The sequence below is a fragment of the Cyanobium sp. T1G-Tous genome, from assembly GCF_024345455.1.
GTDB lineage: Bacteria > Cyanobacteriota > Cyanobacteriia > PCC-6307 > Cyanobiaceae > Cyanobium_A.
In genome coordinates, this window is record NZ_JAGQBD010000020.1 from 36,151 (window position 1) to 54,373 (window position 18,223).

Sequence of the window (18,223 nt, forward strand, 5' to 3'; positions counted from 1 at the left end):
TATGGCTTTATTCCAAAGGCTTCTGGTGAACGCTTAAAAGCGGCTTCCTCGGACTCGCGATTGCGGCGATGGCTTCCAAAGGTGATGTACCGCATGGATCACCACGCCCCAGATCAGCAGGTCGGGATCGTCACCTTGCAGGGCAATGGCGGGGCTAGTGGCATCGCTGGCCACCAGGCGCCAATGGGCAGGTGCCCCTTCCAGTCGCCGCAGCAGAAAGCGCCCCTCGTGCACAGCAACCACGATGGAGCCCGAACGGGGACCCACGCTGCGGTCGACCACTAATAGATCGCCGTGGTGAATGCCATCCCCGCGCATGGCATCGCCGTCTACCCGCATCAAAAAGGTGGAGCTCGGTCGCGGAATCAGGGCTCCATTTAGATCGATCGTTGCCTCGATGTAGTCATCGGCAGGGCTGGGAAAGCCTGCGGCCACGGTTTCGCCGGCCAGGGGCAGGAGCAGGGGCTCGAGGTCGTGATGCGATGGCTGCAAGGGACCAAGCCAGATCAGATCGCTCGCCATGGCAATCCCCGAAGGCCATCACACTAGCGCAAAAACTAGTACGCGTGTATTGATCGGTGCCGTAGTGGCGCGTCAGTCGCCGCAGCCCCTGCGCACCACCTCGTTGCGCAGGGCGACTAGATCGGCTGCGTCGGGAAGCTGAGGTTCAAACAGCAGGGCCCAGGCCAGCGACACATCTCCAGCTTCCAGAGCCGTTTCGATCGCTGCCAGCCAGGCAGGGGGGTTCTGGCCTAGGGAGAGGATCAGGGCCGCGGTGCGGGCCATCCGCTCGGCGTCTGCACCCACTAATTGCACTTGGGCAAAGCTGCCCTCTGCCGCCTGCTCAGGTCTCAGGCGCAGCAGCACCACCTCGCCGGGGGCAATGGGGGCCAGGGGCCAGGCCAGGGGGGCTCGCAAGGGGCGCTCGGCAGGCGCAAGCTGCTGCCAGGCCAGCAGGCCCTGGCGCTCGATGCGGAGCTCCAACAGGGGTTCGACCACGACCAGCAGGGGCATGGGTGTGGGCACCACGCCAATGGCATCTCCTTCTGTCACCGGCTCCACCCGGGGGGCCACCACGCAGACCGCTACTGGATCCACCGGGCGCTGCAGGGCCTGGGCAGAGCTGGCCAGAAGCCAGCCCAGACCAAGGGGTATCAGCAGGGTTGGGCCAAGGCGCTGCTTGCTCAACTGAAGCCGCCGAATGCCGTGCCAGAGCGAAGGTCGCCAAAACCACCCACGGGCGTGTGGCCACCGCTGCGGCGCATCAACACTCTCAAAAAGGTGGTGTTGAAGTCGACGGTTTCAAGAAAGCGCACCCCCACATAGGAGGCTGACTCCAACCGATCGACCCAGAGGGAGCTGGCCCGCAGCCGGATCGGATCGCCGAAGGTGGGGTGGTGAATCGTGAGGGTGCCGACCAAGCCAGGCACAACAGGCTCGCGGATGGGAAACAGCAGGCAGGCACCAGAGGCGCTCACATCCCAAAGGCGACCAATAAACGGAACCGGATCGACATGAAAGTCGATCTGAATCGTCATGCTGATTGAGGGGACAATGTGTCGCTCCTCATTCCTTGGGGAAGGATCCGGCATTCAGTCAAATGCAGGCGGATATTGGTAAAAATCCGCGCGTGCGCATCACCCAGTAATTTTTTCGCATCTTAGTGAAGCGACTCGAAAAGCCAACTGAGAAAAGGCTGAAAATTTTGATCGTGGCCAGGTGGCATTCAGCCCGCGGCGCGGCTTAGGGCGCCGCCGCAGCTGGAGCCCCCTCCGGCGCAGCCAAAGCAATGATCTGCCACTGCCAGCGCATCCCCCTGCGGATCCCAGCCCAGCAGTTCGCCCAGGTGGCGCCTGGGCCGGCCAGCTGCGCTCAGACCAAGCTGCTGGTTGAAATCGCAGTCATAAAGCCAGCCCTGCCAGTCGACACTGATCATGGAGCGACACATGACCTGCTCGAGATTCGCGCCGCAGTGCTTGTTTTGCAACAGGGCTTGGTAGGCCTCCAGCTTTCCCTGGGCTTGGAGCCAGCTCGCAAAACGCTGGATCGGCATATTGGCAAGGGCGTAGAGGCTGGTGAACACCACCCCGAAGTCGGCGGCGAGCACCCGGCGGTAGTCGGCCTCCAGCTGGGCTTGGGGAGGGGGTAGGTCTGACCCCTGGGGGTTGTAGACGAGCTGCAGCTCTAGCCCGCTGCCTGGCTGGCCATAGCCAAGGGCATTGAGCTGCCGTAGAGCCTCGATGCTGCGCTCAAACACGCCGCTGCCTCTCTGGCGATCAACGTTTTCGGCGGCGTAGCAGGGCAGGGAGGCCACCACCGTGACGCCCTGATCCGCCAGGAACCGGGCTAAATCAGCCTGGCCGGGTTCCGACAGAATCGTGAAGTTGCAGCGATCGAGCACCTCGACGCCAAGCTGGCGGGCAGCAACCACCAGCTCCCTGAACTGGGGATGGAGCTCCGGCGCTCCACCGGTGAGGTCGAGGCAGCTCAGCTGACGAGCCGCTAGAACCGGCGGGATCAGGGCCAGGGTGGCCGGATCCATCATTTCGGTACGGGATGGTCCAGCGTTGACGTGGCAGTGGCTGCAGGCCTGGTTACAGCGGTAACCGAGGTTTACCTGCAGGGTTGTCAGGGGTCCCCGTTGCAGCGGCGGGAAGGCCGTTGCTGGCCCTTGGGCCCCTGTTGGGGGCGGGGCGGAATGGAGTTGCAATCCCCGTCCATTTGCGAACACCACCATCCTGCCGCCTACCCATGAACGAGCATGGTGAGTCGCTGGCACCGAGTTTGCGATGTTGCAGCAGCCCCCCCGCGGCTACGTGACCCTGGCTCGCCTGGGTTTGGTGGCCAATGGTCTGGCCATCCCCCTAGGCCTGGCGGTAATCCTGCTGGATCCCACCTGGCGCACGGCCAATCTCGTTGTGGGCGCTAGTGCCGTACTGCCCACGGCCGTGGTGGGCCTGGTGGCCTCGATCGCCCTGCTCAAGTGGCGTGCCTGGGGCCAGATCCTGGCGATCGTGGCCCTGTCTATGGCCCTGGCGATTGGGCTGCCTTACGGAATCGTGCGCATGGCGCTGCTCAGTGAGGGGCGATTGCTCACCGCAGTGCTGTCTGGTCTGCTTTGGGCGGCTACCACTGCTGCGCTGGTGTTCTGGAGTCGGCCCAGCATTCGCCGCTACTTGATCTGAGCTGTCCAGTCTGTCGCCATAGCAACAAGCCCTCGAGCGCGGGAGTGGTTTTTGTAGCAACGGCTACACAAGGGGGCGGGATTGCCGCATTGGATGCCCACATAAAGCCTTTTCAAATCGATCCCATGCCCAGCTCGCATCGTTACGCCGCCCTCCAGCAGATTCAGCGGCGACGCCCGGTGGCGACAACTGCTGCTGCCCCCTTCGATGAGCTGTGGGCTAGCGACGTATTCGGCCTCCAGGCGATGAAGGAGGCCTTGCCTGGACGCATCTTTAAGTCGATCCAACGCACGATCCGGGAAGGCGGCAAGCTCGATTTGTCGTTGGCCAACGCCGTGGCCGACGCCATGAAGACCTGGGCCAGCGGCCGTGGAGCTCTGTATTACGCCCACGTTTTTTATCCACTTACCAACTCCACGGCCGAGAAGCACGACGGCTTCATTTCGCCCAAAAGTGATGGTCGAGTGATCACCGAATTCACGGGCAAGCTGCTGGTGCAGGGCGAACCCGACGGCTCCTCCTTCCCCAATGGCGGCATTCGCTCCACCTTTGAGGCCCGCGGCTACACCGCTTGGGACATCACCAGCCCCGCCTACCTGATGCAGACCCCCAATGGGGTGACCCTCTGCATTCCCACCGTTTTTGTTTCCTGGACCGGTGAGGCCCTAGATAAAAAAACGCCGCTGCTGCGCTCCAACGCCGCGATGAATCGCCAGGCCCAGCGCCTGCTGCGTCTGCTTGGTGAAACCGACGTTGCTCCGGTGAACTCCAGCTGCGGCGCCGAGCAGGAGTATTTCCTGGTCGACAACGCCTTCGTTGCCCTGCGCCCAGACCTGCTCCTCGCTGGCCGCACCCTGTTTGGCGCCCCGCCCGCCAAGGGCCAGCAGTTCGACGACCACTACTTCGGCGCCATCCCCGAGCGAGTGCAGGTGTTCATGCAGGACGTGGAGCAGCAGCTCTACCGCCTGGGCGTTCCCGCCAAGACTCGCCACAACGAGGTGGCACCTGGACAATTTGAAATTGCGCCCTACTTCGAAGCCGCCAACGTCGCTACCGACCACCAGCAGCTCACCATGACCGTGCTCAAGGCCACGGCCAAAAAGCACGGCTTCGCCTGCCTGCTGCACGAAAAGCCCTTTGCGGGGATCAACGGCTCGGGTAAGCACGTCAACTGGTCGATCGGCAACGCCACCCAGGGCAACCTGCTCGACCCGGGCCAAACGCCCCACGACAACCTGCAGTTCCTGCTGTTCTGCGCCGCCGTGATTCGCGGCGTCCACAGCTACGGGCCCCTACTGCGGGCCGTTATCGCCACCGCCGGCAACGACCACCGCCTTGGTGCCAACGAAGCACCGCCGGCGATCATCTCGATGTACCTGGGCAGCCAGCTCGAGGATGTGTTCAACCAGATCCGCGAGGGCAACCTGCAGAGTTCCGCCAAGGGCGGCGTGATGACCCTGGGGGTGGACACCCTGCCGGAATTCACCAAGGACCCCGGCGATCGCAACCGCACCTCACCCTTTGCTTTTACGGGCAACCGCTTTGAGTTCCGCGCCGTTGGCTCCAACCAATCGGTAGCCGGGCCCCTAGTGGCGATGAACACGGTCCTGGCCGATTCGATCGGCTGGATTGCAGATCGGCTGCAGAGTCAGCTCGACAGCGGCACCGCCCTAGGCGAAGCGGCCTTCAACGTGCTCCAGCAGGTAATGCGCGAGCACGGCGCCGTGGTGTTTGGCGGCGACGGCTACTCCAGCGAATGGCATCGTCTGGCTGTCGAAGAGCGTGGCCTGGAAAACCTGCGCACCTGCGCCGATGCCTTGCCAGTGCTGCAGCGCCCGGAGGTGCGGGAGCTGTTTGAGCGCCAGGGAGTGCTCAGTGCGGTGGAGCTGGAGAGCCGCTTTGAGGTGTACGCGGAGCAGTACGTGCTGGCGATTGAAGTGGAGGCAAAGCTGGCCCTGCAGATCGCTCGCACCCAGGTATATCCAGCGGCTGTGCGCTACCTAGGCGAGCTAGGCCAAGCCCTGCAGGAGCAGCAGGCGATGGGCTTGCATCCCAATCTCAAATTGCGCAATCAGTTGGGCGAGCTGCTTGAGCAGCTCAACAACGGTTGCGAGAGCCTCGATCAGGCCCTACATGCCGCGCCTCACGGCACCGAAGCCCACATGCGTCACTGCGCCGACAGCCTGATGCCGCTAATCGGCGACCTGCGTGCGGCGGTGGATGGTCTGGAGGGCTTGGTCGACGACGGTCTCTGGCCTCTGCCCAGCTACCAGGAGATGCTTTTTATGCGCTGATGCCCTGGCGGCACAGCAACCTGCAACACCGGAAGATGTTGTGAAGGTGACAGTTTCGATCTGGCACAAGGGCCATGATTACCAGTAGAGCAGCGAAGCCAGACATGCCAGCAGTGCGAACCCAATCCCCCAGCCACGTGCGGATTTACCGCCTAGTCGATCGTCAGGGCGCCCCCCATCCAGTGCTCGACGACCTCTACGAATCCCTCGATGCCGCATGGAGCGAAGCGATTGGCTGGTGGAACGTCCACTGCGGTGGCAGCTCAGGACCTGTGGAGATTGGCGTTGAAGTGAGTACTGCCAGCGGCGACTGGCGCACCCTGCGATTTCCAGGTTGCTGAATCCTTTGCTTCGCCACTTCCAGGCTGGCCTCCAGCTCTGCAGTTTGGCCCTAGCCCTTGCCGTAGCTCTGATCGCCACACCGGTGCACGCACTTGAGGCCAGTGCTTACCCCAGTGCTCAGCCAGCCCCCCAAACCGCCTGCAGCCCCCTCGATGAGCGGCAGGTGGAAGGCTGGTTTGAAAGCTGGAATCAGGCTCTAGCCACTGGCGATCCGGCCCAAGTGGCCCAGCTCTATGGAGACCATGCCTTGCTGCTGCCGACTCTCTCTAGTGAGTTGCGAGAGACACCCGAGGCCATCACTGATTACTTCAGCTCCTTCTTGGCCCGCCACCCCAGTGGCAGCGTCACGCACCGCCAGATCCGATTGGGTTGCAATGGGGCCGTCGATGCGGGCACCTACCGATTCACCCTCCACGACCCAGAGGCCACGGTGGAAGCCCGCTACACATTTGTGTATGGCTTGGAGGATGGCCAGTGGCGGATCCTCCATCACCACTCCTCCTTGCTACCCAGCTGATTCAGGTCACCTGCACTCCCTTCCAGAAGGCCACGCGGCCGCGGATGTTGGCAGCGGCCTCCTTGGGCTCTGGATAAAACCAGACAGCATTGGCGTTCACCTGGCCATTGACAACTAGGTCGTAGTATTGAGCCGTGCCTTTCCAGCCGCACACGCTGGTATGGGTGGAGGGGCGAATGCAGTCGGGGTCAAGGGCGGCGGCAGGGAAATAGGCGTTGCCGTCGACCTTGACGATGTCATCGCTGCTGGCAATCACCTGACCATTCCACTGGGCTTGCATCGGCGTCACTTGGCCATCAAGTCCCAATTGTGGCAACTAGGGGCAGCAGGTTGAGGGGCAGCAGGGTGAGGGGCCAGAAGGGCCTTGAATCTGGCTTCAGCGCCAATCGGGGTCGTAGATCCGCAAGGTGCCAAATCCCACCGGCGCTGGCGAGGGGTTGGGGCCGGCTGGATAGGCCGTCACCTGGAACATGTAAGTGTCAGAAAAGGATGGATTGTTCCAGGGCCTGAGCACCACGGTGAAGGTGGAGCCGGGGGGGATTGGTTCAGGAAAGGTGAGGCTGAACTGCCTTGCAGCAGCATCAAACTCGGCCTGAACTGGCAGCCGCTGGCCTCGCTGGCGTGGCCGGCCCAAAAAGGCTTCGGTGCGCTCCACAGCAAATGGGAAGCGATTGTCGACCCCGCGGGTCTGCTGAATGGTGAGGCGGCCGAGGGCGGCACCGGCATCGGCATCGAGACTGATCGTGAAGTAGTACTCGGCAAAAGGCTCGAAAATAGTGGTGTAGTAGCTCACCAGATCCACCTTCCAGGGGGGGCTGGTGAAGTACGTAGACCCCTTGAGCTCAAGGGCTCGGCCATTGCTGATCAGCCCTGAACCAATCGAGGCAGATAGGGCCACTCCAAGGGCAAGGCGGCGAAGTCGAGCCAGGTTCATAGGGAGCTAGGCGACTGGAAAACGCTAGGGGCAGCCTGGAGAAATGGCTTGGGGTCTTGATCACGGCGATGGGCAACAGGGAGCGGCTCTCCCTGGGCTGTGCCAGCCAGCGGATCGAGGCTGGCCGTGGTTTCCAGTGCCTGGCGCAGGCGCCGGGCCGCATGAAGCGGCATGTCCCGAGGCACGCTGATCCGATCGCGTAAATAGCGCAGGGCAGGGGCAGAGACCGGCGGTGCTGGCAGGGGCTTGGCGAGTATCAGGGCAGTGAGAGCTGTACGGAGCGGCACATCGAAGTTTTCCGCTCCCAGGGGGCTGCGGCAAAGAATCGCCGCTCGGTGCTTGATCACCCGGCTGAGTGCAAAAGCTGCCGCATTGTCCGGTTCGGCTTGGCTGGTTTCCGGGTCGGGACTGCCCAGGGGCCAGGGGCCCCGATCGATTTGGGTAGCCAGCGCTTGTTGGTTGGCGTCTCCGCTGGCATAGCAGCCACCCATCTGGGGCGATAGGTCGTGGGCATGGGTGTGGAAGTCGCTCTGGGTGCCGAGGTAGGTGGGGCGCTGCTCCAGCGCCTCAAACCAGCGGCCAATGGCCGGATGCTCGCTGCGCAACAGAAAACCCTTGTAGTAGGCCAGGCTTGCTGCCATGCGCTCCACATAAGGCACGAACACCAGATCAGCGGTGCCTAGCTCGCCAAGCAGAAACGGCCCACTGTGCTGGCTGAGCGCCTGCTCAAAGTTGGCTGCAATGCGCTGAAAAGCCGCCTTGGCAGCTTGCTCCTGGGCGGGCCGCAGCCCCGGACTACAGAGCCATTGGCACCAGGCACGAAATAGCAGGCGCTCAAGTTGGCGCAGGGGCAGCACCGCCGGATCGTTCATGCCCAATCCCAAGGGAGCGAAGGCTGCCTCAAGGGCCTCCAAGATGCGATCGCTCTCGGTGATCAGGCGGCCATCGAGCTCAAGCGCCGGCAACATCCCCGAAGGCACCAGCCGTTTGAACCAAGCCTCCTTTTCGCCGTAGCAAAACATCGTGACCTTGCGCACCCGGTAGGGCACCCGCCTTTCTTCCAGCCAGAGCCAAACCTTCTGGCAGTAGGGGCACCAGGCATGGTGGTCGCGGAACAGGGTGACCCGCACTGCCTCCTCCGGCTGGCCAAACAAACGCAGCTGGGCCTGGGCGCTGGTGGGACCGTTGACTGGATCGGCTGGGGACGCACCGAGGCGTTCGAGCTCGTGCCAATCGAGCACTTCCTGGCCTGTCGACGCCATCCCTATCGCTGCAGCAGCCTTGGTTCTAGGAGCTCGCGGGGTGGACGGTGGCCTATCTAAGGTTCGATAGTGAAGTTCCATAACAGAGCTCCAATGTTCGACGCCTTCACCAAGGTTGTTGCCCAGGCTGATGCCCGTGGCGAATTCATCAACGCCGGCCAGATCGATGCCCTCGCATCGATGGTTGCCGAAATCAACAAGCGCATGGACACGGTGAACCGCATCACCTCCAACGCTTCTGCCATCGTTACCAACGCTGCTCGCGATCTCTTCGATCAGCAGCCCGCCTTGATCGCTCCTGGCGGCAACGCTTACACCCATCGCCGCATGGCTGCTTGCCTGCGCGACATGGAGATCATCCTCCGCTACGTCACCTACGCCGTTTTCACTGGCGATGCTTCCGTGCTGGAAGACCGCTGCCTCAACGGCCTGCGTGAGACCTACCTCGCCCTCGGCGTTCCTGGCGCTTCTGTGGCAGAAGGCGTTCGCAAAATGAAGGGCGCTGCTATCTCGATCGCTAACGATCGCAACGGCATCACCCCTGGCGATTGCTCCGCCCTGATGTCCGAAGTTGGCACCTACTTCGACCGCGCTGCTGCTGCAGTCGGCTGATTGCAACTTCTGCATAATCAAAGTTAAACGCCGCCCAATCAATAGATTGAGCGGCGATTTTTTTTGAAATAGGTTTTTCTCGGAGAAAAGACCTGGCTAAAATGTGGACTTCCGCCTGTCTAAGATATAATCATTCAATCGAGCGTGACATCGCCTATTTCGCCAGTCCGAATCCGGATGGAAGCTTCCACAGGGATAACGATGATCTTGCCGTCGCCGATCTCGCCGGTTTGAGCCGCGGACTTAATCGCCTCAACCACCCCAGCAAGAGCCGCATCGGTCACGACAGCCGTGATCATGGTCTTGGTTAGCAGGCGGGCTTCAACCTTGACGCCCCGGTAGACCTCGGTGTAGCCCATCTGCTTGCCGAAGCCCTGGACGGAGGTGACTGTCATGCCATTGATGCCGATGCTAACAAGAGCATCCTTTACGGCATCAAGCTTTTCGGGGCGGATGATGGCTTGGATCTGTTTCATGTGGTCAGAGAAAGTCTTGAGGATATCTAGCCACAACCAGCCAGGCTTTTTGTAGCAACCGCAGCAAGCACGGCCCGGACCGGGTCGCCGCCGCCCGAAATGTTTGCAATGAACATTTTTGATGCTTTCAAGGCAGTCGTCTTGGTGCCGCAGTGAGGCGGAGGCTGATTCGGTATCAAAACGAACATCCCATCCCGCAATGAAAGCGCATTGTTCTTGGCGATGGGATCTCGACAATCCCCAACCTGAGCAGCCGTCCCTCTGATCTGCCCATGACCATTGCTTCCACCCCTCCCCGGCGCAAGCGCCTTCAAGAGGCCAGTCTTTCCGAGGCCCCGATGATGCTGCTGCGCAGTATCAAAGGTTTCGGCAACAGCCGCACGCTTGTGTGGCTTGCCTGCATACCCCTAGCACTTTTTGGCCTAGGTGTATTCAATCTGGCGGCCCATGCTGCCGAGCTTCCCGAGCTCACTCCGGCCTTCTTGGCCAACAACATGTTCTTGTTGATCTGCGCCGCCTTGGTGATCTTCATGAACGCCGGCTTTGCCATGGTGGAAGCCGGCATGTGTCGTTCCAAGAATGCCGTCAACATTCTCGCTAAGAACCTGATCGTTTTCGCCTTGGCGGTTACGGCCTACTGGTTCATCGGCTACAAGATCATGTACAACGCCAGCTGGATAATTCCAGGTTGGTTCAAGTTTGGTGGTTTGTTCTTCGATCCAACCGTCACGCCTGAAATGGTTACCGATGGCAAACTGGTACCAAGCGTTGACTTTCTCTTCCAGGCTGCGTTCGCTGGCACTGCTGCCACAATCGTTTCAGGCTTGGTTGCAGAACGGATAAAGTTTGGCGAATTTGTTATCTTTTCACTGATTTTGGTCGGAGTTCTCTATCCGATCGCAGGTTCCTGGCAGTGGAACGTTGGTGAAGGCTGGCTGAACAAGCTTGGTTTCATCGACTTTGCTGGCTCAACTGTGGTGCACTCCTTCGGTGCTTGGGCTGGGTTGATCGGGGCCATGCTTCTTGGACCCCGTATTGGCAAATTTGTTGATGGCAAGCCCCAAGCCATTCCTGGTCACAACCTGGCGCTTGCAACACTAGGAACTCTGATCCTTTGGCTTGGTTGGTATGGATTTAACCCTGGTTCCTGGCTTTCCATGGCACCTGAGGTTCCTTACATCGCTGTGACCACGACCCTTGGGGCTGCAGGTGGCGCAATTTCTGGCACCCTGGCATCCCAGCTGCCTGGGATGGGACCTGACAAGCGCCCCGGCAAGCCTGATCTCACCATGACCATCAATGGCATTCTTGCCGGCTTGGTAGGTGTTACTGCAGGCTGTGATGGCTTCTCCATGCCTGGCGCCTGGGTAGTTGGCTTTATCTCAGGCGCTCTAGTGGTGTTCTCAGTTGCTTTCATCGACAGCATCAAGATCGATGATCCTGTTGGCGCCTTCTCCGTTCACGGCGTCTGCGGAGTATGGGCAACCCTTGCAGTGGGCTTGTTCAATGTGGACAAGGGTTTGCTGACTGGCCACGGCTTTAGTCAACTTGGCATTCAGTTTGTTGGTGCGGCAGCCTTTGCCGTTTTCGCAATCGTTTCATCCTGGATAGTCTGGTCTGCTATCGGCGCCCTCTTTGGTGGTATTCGCGTCACCGAGAGCGAAGAAGTTATCGGCCTCGACATCGGTGAGCATGGAATGGAGGCTTATCCAGACTTCGCCACCTCGGCAAAGTAAGTATTCGCTTTTTGTTTCAAGCTAGGCCTCGAAGCCTCTAGTCAGCCCGCAGCTCCGCTGTGGGCTTTTTAGTTGGGCAGATCGACTGTGGCTATCTTTATGGGCGTTCCCTCTGCGACGCCGAGATGGTCGATAGCCTCAGCTTCGAAGAGTTGGCAGCAGAGTTTGAGGCTGATGCCCGCTTAGATGCCGATTTTTTGGTTCTGACCCTCTCGGCATCCCTGATTGCCAGCTTCGGATTGCTGGCAGACAGCGCTGGAGTGGTGATCGGGGCGATGGTCATTGCACCGTGGATACTGCCGCTGCGATCCATGTCCTTTGGGATGCTGCATGATCCGGCCCTAGTTGGCCGCTCGCTGGTCACCCTTGCCGCGGGCTTTGCGATCACGGTTTCGCTCTCTGCCCTAGTGGGGGCTGGCGTGGGTATGCCGGTATTTGGAGCTGAGGTGGCTGCCCGCACCTCCCCAAACTTGCTGGATTTGGGCATTGCCCTGGTGGCGGGTGCAGCGGCGGTCTACGCCAAAATCCGCAGCCGGGCCGTTTCATCCTTAGTAGGCACCGCCATCGCGGTGGCACTGGTGCCGCCAGTTTGCGTTTTAGGGCTGCTGCTCTCCGCAGGCGAATGGCAAGCAGCCCGTGGCGCCGGGCTGCTGTTTGTTACCAACCTGCTGGGCATTCTTAGCGGCGCCTTGCTGCTGCTGGTTGCCACCCAGCCGCAGCTGCGCAGGCGTCTGTGGCGCAGTCAGATGGGATTGGTGAGTTTGCTGTTTACGGCGGTGCTACTGCTGCCGCTCAGCAACAGTTTTCTGCAGCTAGTGCGCCAATCCCAGCGGCAGCTAGCCCAGCGGCGGATTGAAGAGTCGATTGCCAAAAGCCTCAAAACTGAAACTATCACCATTGGCAGAGATTCCCAGCTGGTTGGCATCACCATCGACTGGACAAGCAAACCACCATTGATTCGTGCCTCTGTGCGGGTCAATCGTGCTGATCTGCCCACCCCCGCTCAGGTGGCGGCGGTGCAGCAATTCATAAACAGCAAGCAGCCGCAGCGCTATCAGTTGGTGGTGCAGCGCAGCGCCATTGACATCATTGGTCCAGGCAGCCGAGATGATGGGAAGTACTGAGCAAGAAGCAACCGGCCCATGAACGAACACTTCGATTTGGTGGTGCTTGGTGCCGGCTCGGGTGGTCTAGCTGCTGCCAAACGGGCCGCAAGCTATGGCGTCCGGGTGGCGATCGTGGAGGGCGATCGGGTGGGAGGCACCTGCGTGATCCGCGGCTGCGTGCCCAAAAAGCTTCTGGTTTATGGCTCCGCTTACAAACATTTGCTTGCCGATGCAGCCAGCTATGGCTGGGAAATCGAGGGGATTCGCCGCAACCCGAGCACCCTGCTGACCAATGTGCGCGCCGAAGTGGATCGGCTCAATCTGCTGCACCTCGGCTTTCTTGAGAAAGCAGGGGTAGAGCTGGTGCGCGGCTGGGGCTGCTTTGAAGACGGTCACACCATTGCCGTTGGCGAGCGTCGCCTGCGGGCCGAGCGCATCTTGATCGCGGTGGGGGGGCGGCCCCAGCGGCCAGCGATTCCAGGGGCAGAGCTGGGCTGGATAAGCGATGAGATGTTTCTGCTGGAGCAACTGCCAGAGAGAATTGTGGTGGTAGGAGCAGGCTTCATCGCCTGTGAGTTCGCCTGCATCCTCAATGGCCTTGGCGTGGGCGTGACCCAGCTGGTACGCGGCAATCATTTGCTGCGGGGCTTTGATCTTGAAGCTGCCAGGGCTGTTCAAGAGGGCATGGAGCAGGAGGGTATTGAGATTCGCTTTGCCCACAGTCCTGCAGCTATCACTGGCAGTGACGGCAACCTCAGCGTCCACACCGAGGCTGGCGAATTCATTCCTTGCGGTGGGGTGCTGCTTGCCACCGGAAGGCGCCCCTTTTTGGAGGGCCTGCGCCTTGAGGCAGCGGCTATCGCCACTGAGGCCAATCGCATTCCGGTGGATAGCGACCAGCGCACCAACGTGCCCCATATCTATGCAGTTGGCGATGTCACCGACCGCATCAACCTCACCCCGGTTGCCATTGATGAGGGGCGGGCCTTTGCTGACAGTGTCTATGGCGCTAGCCCGCGCCAGGTAGACCACAGCCTGGTGGCCTGTGCGGTGTTCAGTCAGCCGGAGTTGGCCACTGTGGGACTCAGCGAAGAGGAGGCGATCCTGCGCCACGGCCCAGGGGGCGTGCGGGTGCATCGGGCCCGTTTCCGGCCAATGAGCCAAGCCTTACCTGGCCGGGGCCCCAGGGTATTGCTCAAGTTGGTAGTGGAACTGGAAACCGGCAAGGTGCTGGGTTGTCACATGGTGGGCGAGCACAGCGCTGAAATTATTCAGATGGCAGCAATTGCCATCGGCATGGGCGCCACTAAGGCGGACTTCGATCGCACCATGGCCCTGCACCCCTCGGTTGCCGAGGAGTTTGTGACCATGCCGAACTAAGCAGGGAGCCGGCTTTTGCGCCAATCATCCGCCAACATCACCACAAACGGCGCCAGTAGGATTAGAGGCAGGGCTCGGCTGTCGAGGGGAACCATTGCAGCCAGTCGAGATAGGGGCGGCCAGTAGAGAAGTAGGGCTGTAAATAGTATTTCCGCTGCTATGCCAAGCCAAAGCAGGGGATTGCGGCGCCAGCCCTGCTCCACCAAGCTGCCGAAGGCAGAGCGATGCTCACTGCGGCAGGCCATCGCCACACCGATTTGGCCTGCGACGATGCAGCTGAAGGCCACACTTGAGGCCTGCTGTTGGTTGGCCGTAAGCGCTGCTCCGGCCTCGCCGTGGAGCAGCAGTGGCGCTGCCAGCCTGAGCTCGGCCCAGCCCACACCCTGCTGCTGCCAGCTGAGCAGGTAGGCCGTCATCGACACCACGGCTTCGCTCAGGCCCAGCACCAGATAGGCGCGCAGCATCAGGGGCCCATCCAGCAGCGACGCTGTGCGACGCCGGGGCGGTTGGCGCATCAATCCAGATTCAGGCGCCTCGGCTCCTAGCCCCAAGGCGGGAAGTAAATCGGTGCCCAGATCCACAGCCAGGATCTGCAGCACCGTTAGGGCCGCCGGGATCTGCAGGGTCACCATGGCTAAAAACGGAGCCATCTCGGCGACGTTGCTAGCCAGCACGTAAGGCAGGAACTTGCGAATGTTGGCCACCACGCCGCGGCCAAAGCGCACCGCCGTGACGATCGTGGCGAAGTTGTCGTCTAGCAGCACCACATCGGCAGCCTCCCTGGCTACATCTGTGCCTACCAGGCCCATAGCTACGCCCACATCGGCCGCCCGCAAGGCCGGTGCATCATTGACTCCATCGCCAGTTACAGCAACCACTTCGCCGAGGGAGCGATAGGCCTGTACGAGCCGTAGCTTCTGCTCCGGAGCCATCCGGGCAAACACCAGCCGATTGCGGTTTTTAAGCAGCTGGCGCAGGTGCACATCGCTGATCATTTCGAGCTGGTCGCCCTGGATCACCCGCACCGGGTCGGCCTGGGCGTGGTTGTTGCCCTTGGCCGGCATATCCAGCAGGCCGATCTGGCGAGCTATCGCTTGGGCGGTGAGGCCGTAGTCACCAGTCACCATGGTGACCTTGATGCCCGCCTGGTGACACTGGCGAATCGCCTCGGGTACCTCCGGCCGGGGCGGGTCGTAGAGGGCGATCAAGCCCAACAAGCTGAGCTTTTGCTCCAGTTGATCGGCTGGGGCATGCTCCTCTGTGGACTCGAGCCGGCGCTGGGCCACGGCGATGACGCGGTAGCCGCGGCAAGCAAGGTCGTCGTTGGCGGCCACTGCCTGGGCTCGGTCCTCTGTACTGCAGCGCTCTAGCAGCTCCAGGGGTGCCCCCTTGGTGATCAGCTGCAGACCGGAATCGGTGGGCACGATCACGCTCATTCGGCGCCGATGGGAATCAAATGGCAACTCCCGGCTGCGGGGATGGCGCTGCTGATGCACCTCGAGGCCCAGATCTCGAGCCTGGGCTGCCAGCAGCAGGGCGGTTTCAGTGGGGTCGCCTAGGGCTCTGCTGCCGTCAGCGCTGGCTTTTATTTGGGCGTTTGAGCAAAGGCAGGCCGCTAGCAACAGCTCGGCTTCTGCACCTCGATCAGCCCCTGGCTTCTCGGCTGCCTGGGGCAGCCACATCTCCTCCACCGCCATGCGGTTGCAGGTGAGGGTGCCGGTTTTATCGCTGCAGATCACGCTTACCGAGCCGAGGGTCTCCACGGCTGAAAGCCTGCGTACCAGTGCTTTCTGACTGGCCATACGCTGAACGTTGATCGCCAGGGCCAAGGTGACCGTGGGCAGCAAGCCCTCGGGCACGTTGGCAACGATGATGCCTACCGCGAACACAAGGCTTTCGAAGGGACCCATCCCCACAAACAGAAGGCTGAGGCTGAAGGTGATCGCCCCCATGGTTAAGGCGATGGCTGTGATGGTGCGCACGATGTGGCCCACCTGCTGCTCCAAGGTGCTGATGCCCCTGGTTGTGGCGGAGGTGAGGTGGGCCACATGGCCGAATTCAGTTTCACCGCCCGTGGCGTAGACGATCGCCTCGCCGCGACCGCCTGCCACGCTGGTGCCCGCCAAAACCAGATTGGTCCGCTCCCGGGACGGAATCAGGAAAACTTTGTCTGCCGGAGGTGAGTCGATGGCATCGGCATGGCGCGCCACTGGCTGCGATTCGCCTGTGAGCACCGAGAGATCCAGGCTGAGTTCGTTGGCCAGGATCAGGCGTGCGTCGGCGGGCACCTGGTCTCCCTCCTCCAGCAGGATTCGGTCGCCTGGCACGAGCAGCTCGGCATCAAGCTCGGTGAGTTCACCGTTGCGCCAGAGCCGCACCTGGCGCGGTAAGGACCGCTTCAGTGCCGTCAGGGTGCGCTCGGCTTGGTAGTCCTGCCAAAAGGAAAACAAACCGTTGACCAGCACCACCGCCCAAATCGCCCAGCCCAGCTGGGGCGTGCCCGCCGCAAACGCCAGGGCCCCAGCCACCCAGAGCAGCAGGGCCATGAAGTGCACCAGTTGATCAACAAACCTCAGCAGCAGGGAACGGCGGCGCTGGCTTGGCAGGCGATTGGCTCCAAACCTCTCTAACCGCCGCTGGGCCTCCGAGTCGCTCAGGCCTTGGAGTGTGCACTGCAGAGCTGCCGGCACTGCCTGCGCTGGGATGCTCCAGATCGGCTGGCTTGCAGAGAGCTGCATGGCGGCTTCAGCTAGATGGTGGGGCAAGCCCCTTCTCGTCAAACACCCCTTCAAACAGCACCGAACTCAAATAGCGCTCGCCCGAGTCGGGCAGCACTACCACGATGGTTTTGCCGGCGTAGGCCTCCTCTCGGGCTAGCCGCAGGGCGGCCGTGGCTGCAGCACCACAGGAGATGCCAGCCAGGATTCCCTCTTCCTTCATCAGCCGGCGGGCCATGGCCACCGCCTCCTCGTCGCTAACGGTTTCGACCCGGTCCACCAAGTCCAGATCGAGGTTGGCGGGCACAAAGCCAGCGCCGATGCCCTGGATCTTGTGGGGACCGGGCTTGAGCTCCTGCCCTGCCTTGGCCTGGCTGATCACTGGGCTGTTGTTGGGTTCAACTGCAACCGAAACCAGTGGCTTGCCCAGGGTGCCCTTGATGTAACGGCTGACGCCGGTGATGGTGCCGCCGGTGCCCACTCCAGCCACGAGTACATCCACCGATCCTTCGGTGTCTGTCCAAATTTCAGGGCCGGTTGTGTCGTGGTGGATCTGGGGGTTGGCCGGATTGGAAAACTGCTGCAGAAGGACGTAGCGACTGGGGTCGGAGGCTGCCATTTCTTTGGCAGCGCCGATGGCGCCGGGCATGCCCATTCTTCCTTCAGTGAGAACGAGGTGGGCGCCGTAGGCCGTGAGCAATTTGCGGCGCTCCAGGCTCATGGTCTCCGGCATCGTCAGGGTTAAGCGGATCCCCTTGGCGGCAGCCACGAAAGCCAAAGCGATACCGGTATTGCCGCTGGTGGGCTCCACCAGCTCCTTGCCAGGCCCCAGCAGCCCCTCTTGCTCGGCGCGCCAAATCATGGCGGCACCGATGCGGCACTTCACCGAAAAGGCAGGATTGCGGCCTTCAATCTTGGCCAGAACGCGGGCCTTGCATCCCTCGGTGACCCGATTGAGCTGCACCAGGGGGGTTTTGCCGATGGTCAGGCTGTTGTCGGCGTAGATGCTCGTCATCCGTTGGGGGAGCCATTCTCTTGTCGCACCCTAGGGATGGTCTGCCGAGTGAACAGCAGGAATTAGCCGGTATTTACAGGCCTTTTTGCAGATGAAGGGTCTCCAGCTGCCGCCTGACCAGATGAGCCCAGTCCGACCAGACCCAAATGGGTTTTGTTTTTTCCACCCTTGGCCAAGGTAATCATCTGGTTTTGGTGGGAAAGCTCGGCTGCTTAGGTGCGTTTGTGGTGCTCAGCTTGATTTCGGCCTGTGGTCGTCCTGATGGCCAGGCTCTTAAGAAGCTCGCCTGTGAACAGATGGTCAACAACATCGATCTGCAGTCGGTGAGCCAACTCGATGCCCTGCGCAAGGCCTTGGGCTTGGCCCCTGGGGTTGACCCGATTGGGGTATGCCGCTCCTTAGGCATTGAGGTTGGGGCGGGAGCAAGCAGCCAGGGCGGCAACTGACATCATCGGCACTTATGGGATGCATCAGCAGGGCTTTGGCGCCGCCCGGCCAGTCTTCTCACCAATGCTGCAATCTTCCGTTACAGTTGTGTTGCGCAATGTTCTTGCGCTCGACGGGATTCCGTCTGGTGGCTTGCCACCTTCCATACCCGTTCCTTTGGAACACCCTCTTCTCGTTCTCATGACAACCACTATTCAGCA

20 protein-coding genes are annotated in these 18,223 nt (G+C 61.4%); 10 read left to right on the forward strand and 10 right to left on the reverse strand.

What is annotated here, in order from left to right; all coding sequences use genetic code 11:
• Window positions 1-33: 33 nt before the first annotated feature.
• The 4 genes from KBY75_RS11510 to arsS form a co-directional block, all read right to left on the reverse strand.
• Entirely contained in the window at window positions 34-522 is a 489-nt protein-coding gene (locus tag KBY75_RS11510; RefSeq protein ID WP_254937003.1) for a LexA family transcriptional regulator, read from the reverse strand.
• 72 nt (window positions 523-594) lie between these two features.
• Window positions 595-1,188, reverse strand: a complete 594-nt coding sequence (locus KBY75_RS11515; protein WP_254929532.1) for a hypothetical protein — start codon at window positions 1,186-1,188, stop codon at window positions 595-597.
• The gene (locus KBY75_RS11520; RefSeq protein ID WP_254929533.1) at window positions 1,185-1,592 is read right to left on the reverse strand and encodes a PilZ domain-containing protein; all 408 of its coding nucleotides are present in this window, start codon (window positions 1,590-1,592) and stop codon (window positions 1,185-1,187) included. Before KBY75_RS11520 ends, KBY75_RS11515 begins: the two co-directional genes overlap by 4 nt.
• Window positions 1,593-1,726: 134 nt before the next feature.
• Window positions 1,727-2,737 carry an arsenosugar biosynthesis radical SAM (seleno)protein ArsS gene (arsS, locus tag KBY75_RS11525; RefSeq protein ID WP_255023991.1) on the reverse strand — a complete coding sequence of 337 codons (1,011 nt, stop codon included), beginning with the start codon at window positions 2,735-2,737 and terminating at the stop codon, window positions 1,727-1,729.
• Between the two features lie 52 nt (window positions 2,738-2,789).
• On the opposite strand from arsS, the gene KBY75_RS11530 reads away from it, so the two are divergent.
• From KBY75_RS11530 to KBY75_RS11545, 4 genes are all read left to right on the forward strand, one after another.
• Window positions 2,790-3,185, forward strand: a complete 396-nt coding sequence (locus tag KBY75_RS11530) for a Hepatitis C virus core protein (RefSeq protein ID WP_254936999.1) — start codon at window positions 2,790-2,792, stop codon at window positions 3,183-3,185.
• A 125-nt stretch (window positions 3,186-3,310) separates the two neighbouring features.
• Window positions 3,311-5,479 carry a glutamine synthetase III gene (locus tag KBY75_RS11535; RefSeq protein WP_255023992.1) on the forward strand — a complete coding sequence of 723 codons (2,169 nt, stop codon included), beginning with the start codon at window positions 3,311-3,313 and terminating at the stop codon, window positions 5,477-5,479.
• A 104-nt stretch (window positions 5,480-5,583) separates the two neighbouring features.
• Window positions 5,584-5,820, forward strand: a complete 237-nt coding sequence (locus KBY75_RS11540) for a hypothetical protein (protein ID WP_254936997.1) — start codon at window positions 5,584-5,586, stop codon at window positions 5,818-5,820.
• Window positions 5,814-6,338 (forward strand): SgcJ/EcaC family oxidoreductase, encoded by a 525-nt coding sequence (locus KBY75_RS11545; protein ID WP_255023993.1) that lies wholly within the window; start codon window positions 5,814-5,816, stop codon window positions 6,336-6,338. The genes KBY75_RS11540 and KBY75_RS11545 overlap by 7 nt, the downstream gene beginning before the upstream one ends.
• 1 nt (window position 6,339) lies before the next feature.
• Here KBY75_RS11545 and KBY75_RS11550 read toward each other — a convergent pair whose 3' ends face one another.
• From KBY75_RS11550 to KBY75_RS11560, 3 genes are all read right to left on the reverse strand, one after another.
• A complete protein-coding gene (locus KBY75_RS11550) occupies window positions 6,340-6,618 on the reverse strand; it encodes a DUF427 domain-containing protein (RefSeq protein ID WP_255024007.1) in 279 nt (92 codons plus the stop codon).
• 96 nt (window positions 6,619-6,714) lie between these two features.
• Window positions 6,715-7,272 (reverse strand): DUF2808 domain-containing protein, encoded by a 558-nt coding sequence (locus KBY75_RS11555; RefSeq protein WP_254936995.1) that lies wholly within the window; start codon window positions 7,270-7,272, stop codon window positions 6,715-6,717.
• Window positions 7,269-8,534: a glutathione S-transferase family protein gene (locus KBY75_RS11560; protein ID WP_255023994.1), complete on the reverse strand. Its 1,266-nt coding sequence runs from the start codon at window positions 8,532-8,534 to the stop codon at window positions 7,269-7,271. The genes KBY75_RS11555 and KBY75_RS11560 overlap by 4 nt, the downstream gene beginning before the upstream one ends.
• A gap of 93 nt (window positions 8,535-8,627) precedes the next feature.
• Between KBY75_RS11560 and KBY75_RS11565 the strand changes: the two genes are divergently transcribed.
• Complete coding sequence (locus tag KBY75_RS11565) at window positions 8,628-9,146, forward strand: phycocyanin subunit beta (RefSeq protein WP_255023995.1); 519 nt, start codon at window positions 8,628-8,630, stop codon at window positions 9,144-9,146.
• A gap of 134 nt (window positions 9,147-9,280) precedes the next feature.
• Here the strand turns inward: KBY75_RS11565 and KBY75_RS11570 are convergent, their stop codons facing one another.
• A complete protein-coding gene (locus tag KBY75_RS11570) occupies window positions 9,281-9,622 on the reverse strand; it encodes a P-II family nitrogen regulator (protein WP_255023996.1) in 342 nt (113 codons plus the stop codon).
• A gap of 272 nt (window positions 9,623-9,894) precedes the next feature.
• Between KBY75_RS11570 and KBY75_RS11575 the strand changes: the two genes are divergently transcribed.
• The 3 genes from KBY75_RS11575 to gorA all read left to right on the forward strand — a co-directional run bounded on the left by KBY75_RS11575 (window position 9,895) and on the right by gorA (window position 13,844).
• Window positions 9,895-11,358 (forward strand): ammonium transporter, encoded by a 1,464-nt coding sequence (locus tag KBY75_RS11575; protein ID WP_255023997.1) that lies wholly within the window; start codon window positions 9,895-9,897, stop codon window positions 11,356-11,358.
• Window positions 11,359-11,483: 125 nt separating this feature from the next.
• Complete coding sequence (locus tag KBY75_RS11580) at window positions 11,484-12,482, forward strand: DUF389 domain-containing protein (RefSeq protein WP_255023998.1); 999 nt, start codon at window positions 11,484-11,486, stop codon at window positions 12,480-12,482.
• Between the two features lie 18 nt (window positions 12,483-12,500).
• Window positions 12,501-13,844: a glutathione-disulfide reductase gene (gene gorA / locus KBY75_RS11585; RefSeq protein WP_255023999.1), complete on the forward strand. Its 1,344-nt coding sequence runs from the start codon at window positions 12,501-12,503 to the stop codon at window positions 13,842-13,844.
• On the opposite strand, the gene KBY75_RS11590 is transcribed toward gorA, so the two are convergent.
• Both KBY75_RS11590 and cysK read right to left on the reverse strand, forming a co-directional pair.
• Window positions 13,841-16,582: a cation-transporting P-type ATPase gene (locus tag KBY75_RS11590; protein ID WP_255024000.1), complete on the reverse strand. Its 2,742-nt coding sequence runs from the start codon at window positions 16,580-16,582 to the stop codon at window positions 13,841-13,843. The genes gorA and KBY75_RS11590 overlap by 4 nt on opposite strands.
• A gap of 7 nt (window positions 16,583-16,589) precedes the next feature.
• Window positions 16,590-17,576: a cysteine synthase A gene (gene cysK / locus KBY75_RS11595; protein WP_255024001.1), complete on the reverse strand. Its 987-nt coding sequence runs from the start codon at window positions 17,574-17,576 to the stop codon at window positions 16,590-16,592.
• A gap of 194 nt (window positions 17,577-17,770) precedes the next feature.
• Between cysK and KBY75_RS11600 the strand changes: the two genes are divergently transcribed.
• Entirely contained in the window at window positions 17,771-18,022 is a 252-nt protein-coding gene (locus tag KBY75_RS11600) for a hypothetical protein (protein WP_255024002.1), read from the forward strand.
• Window positions 18,023-18,041: 19 nt separating this feature from the next.
• The coding region (locus tag KBY75_RS11605) for a hypothetical protein (RefSeq protein WP_255024003.1) at window positions 18,042-18,223 on the forward strand (182 nt) is incomplete at its 3' end.

Bases quoted from the DNA above. Each gene is read 5' to 3' on its own strand.
- KBY75_RS11510 (WP_254937003.1), bottom strand. From the start codon at position 522: ATGGCGAGCGATCTGATCTGGCTTGGTCCCTTGCAGCCATCGCATCAC.
- KBY75_RS11575 (WP_255023997.1), top strand. From the start codon at position 9,895: ATGACCATTGCTTCCACCCCTCCCCGGCGCAAGCGCCTTCAAGAGGCC.
- KBY75_RS11540 (WP_254936997.1), top strand. From the start codon at position 5,584: ATGCCAGCAGTGCGAACCCAATCCCCCAGCCACGTGCGGATTTACCGC.
- KBY75_RS11590 (WP_255024000.1), bottom strand. From the start codon at position 16,582: ATGCAGCTCTCTGCAAGCCAGCCGATCTGGAGCATCCCAGCGCAGGCA.
- KBY75_RS11520 (WP_254929533.1), bottom strand. From the start codon at position 1,592: ATGCCGGATCCTTCCCCAAGGAATGAGGAGCGACACATTGTCCCCTCA.
- cysK (WP_255024001.1), bottom strand. From the start codon at position 17,576: ATGACGAGCATCTACGCCGACAACAGCCTGACCATCGGCAAAACCCCC.
- KBY75_RS11580 (WP_255023998.1), top strand. From the start codon at position 11,484: ATGGTCGATAGCCTCAGCTTCGAAGAGTTGGCAGCAGAGTTTGAGGCT.
- KBY75_RS11565 (WP_255023995.1), top strand. From the start codon at position 8,628: ATGTTCGACGCCTTCACCAAGGTTGTTGCCCAGGCTGATGCCCGTGGC.
- KBY75_RS11535 (WP_255023992.1), top strand. From the start codon at position 3,311: ATGCCCAGCTCGCATCGTTACGCCGCCCTCCAGCAGATTCAGCGGCGA.
- KBY75_RS11530 (WP_254936999.1), top strand. From the start codon at position 2,790: ATGTTGCAGCAGCCCCCCCGCGGCTACGTGACCCTGGCTCGCCTGGGT.
- KBY75_RS11560 (WP_255023994.1), bottom strand. From the start codon at position 8,534: ATGGCGTCGACAGGCCAGGAAGTGCTCGATTGGCACGAGCTCGAACGC.
- KBY75_RS11555 (WP_254936995.1), bottom strand. From the start codon at position 7,272: ATGAACCTGGCTCGACTTCGCCGCCTTGCCCTTGGAGTGGCCCTATCT.
- arsS (WP_255023991.1), bottom strand. From the start codon at position 2,737: ATGGTGGTGTTCGCAAATGGACGGGGATTGCAACTCCATTCCGCCCCG.
- KBY75_RS11550 (WP_255024007.1), bottom strand. From the start codon at position 6,618: ATGCAAGCCCAGTGGAATGGTCAGGTGATTGCCAGCAGCGATGACATC.
- KBY75_RS11570 (WP_255023996.1), bottom strand. From the start codon at position 9,622: ATGAAACAGATCCAAGCCATCATCCGCCCCGAAAAGCTTGATGCCGTA.
- gorA (WP_255023999.1), top strand. From the start codon at position 12,501: ATGAACGAACACTTCGATTTGGTGGTGCTTGGTGCCGGCTCGGGTGGT.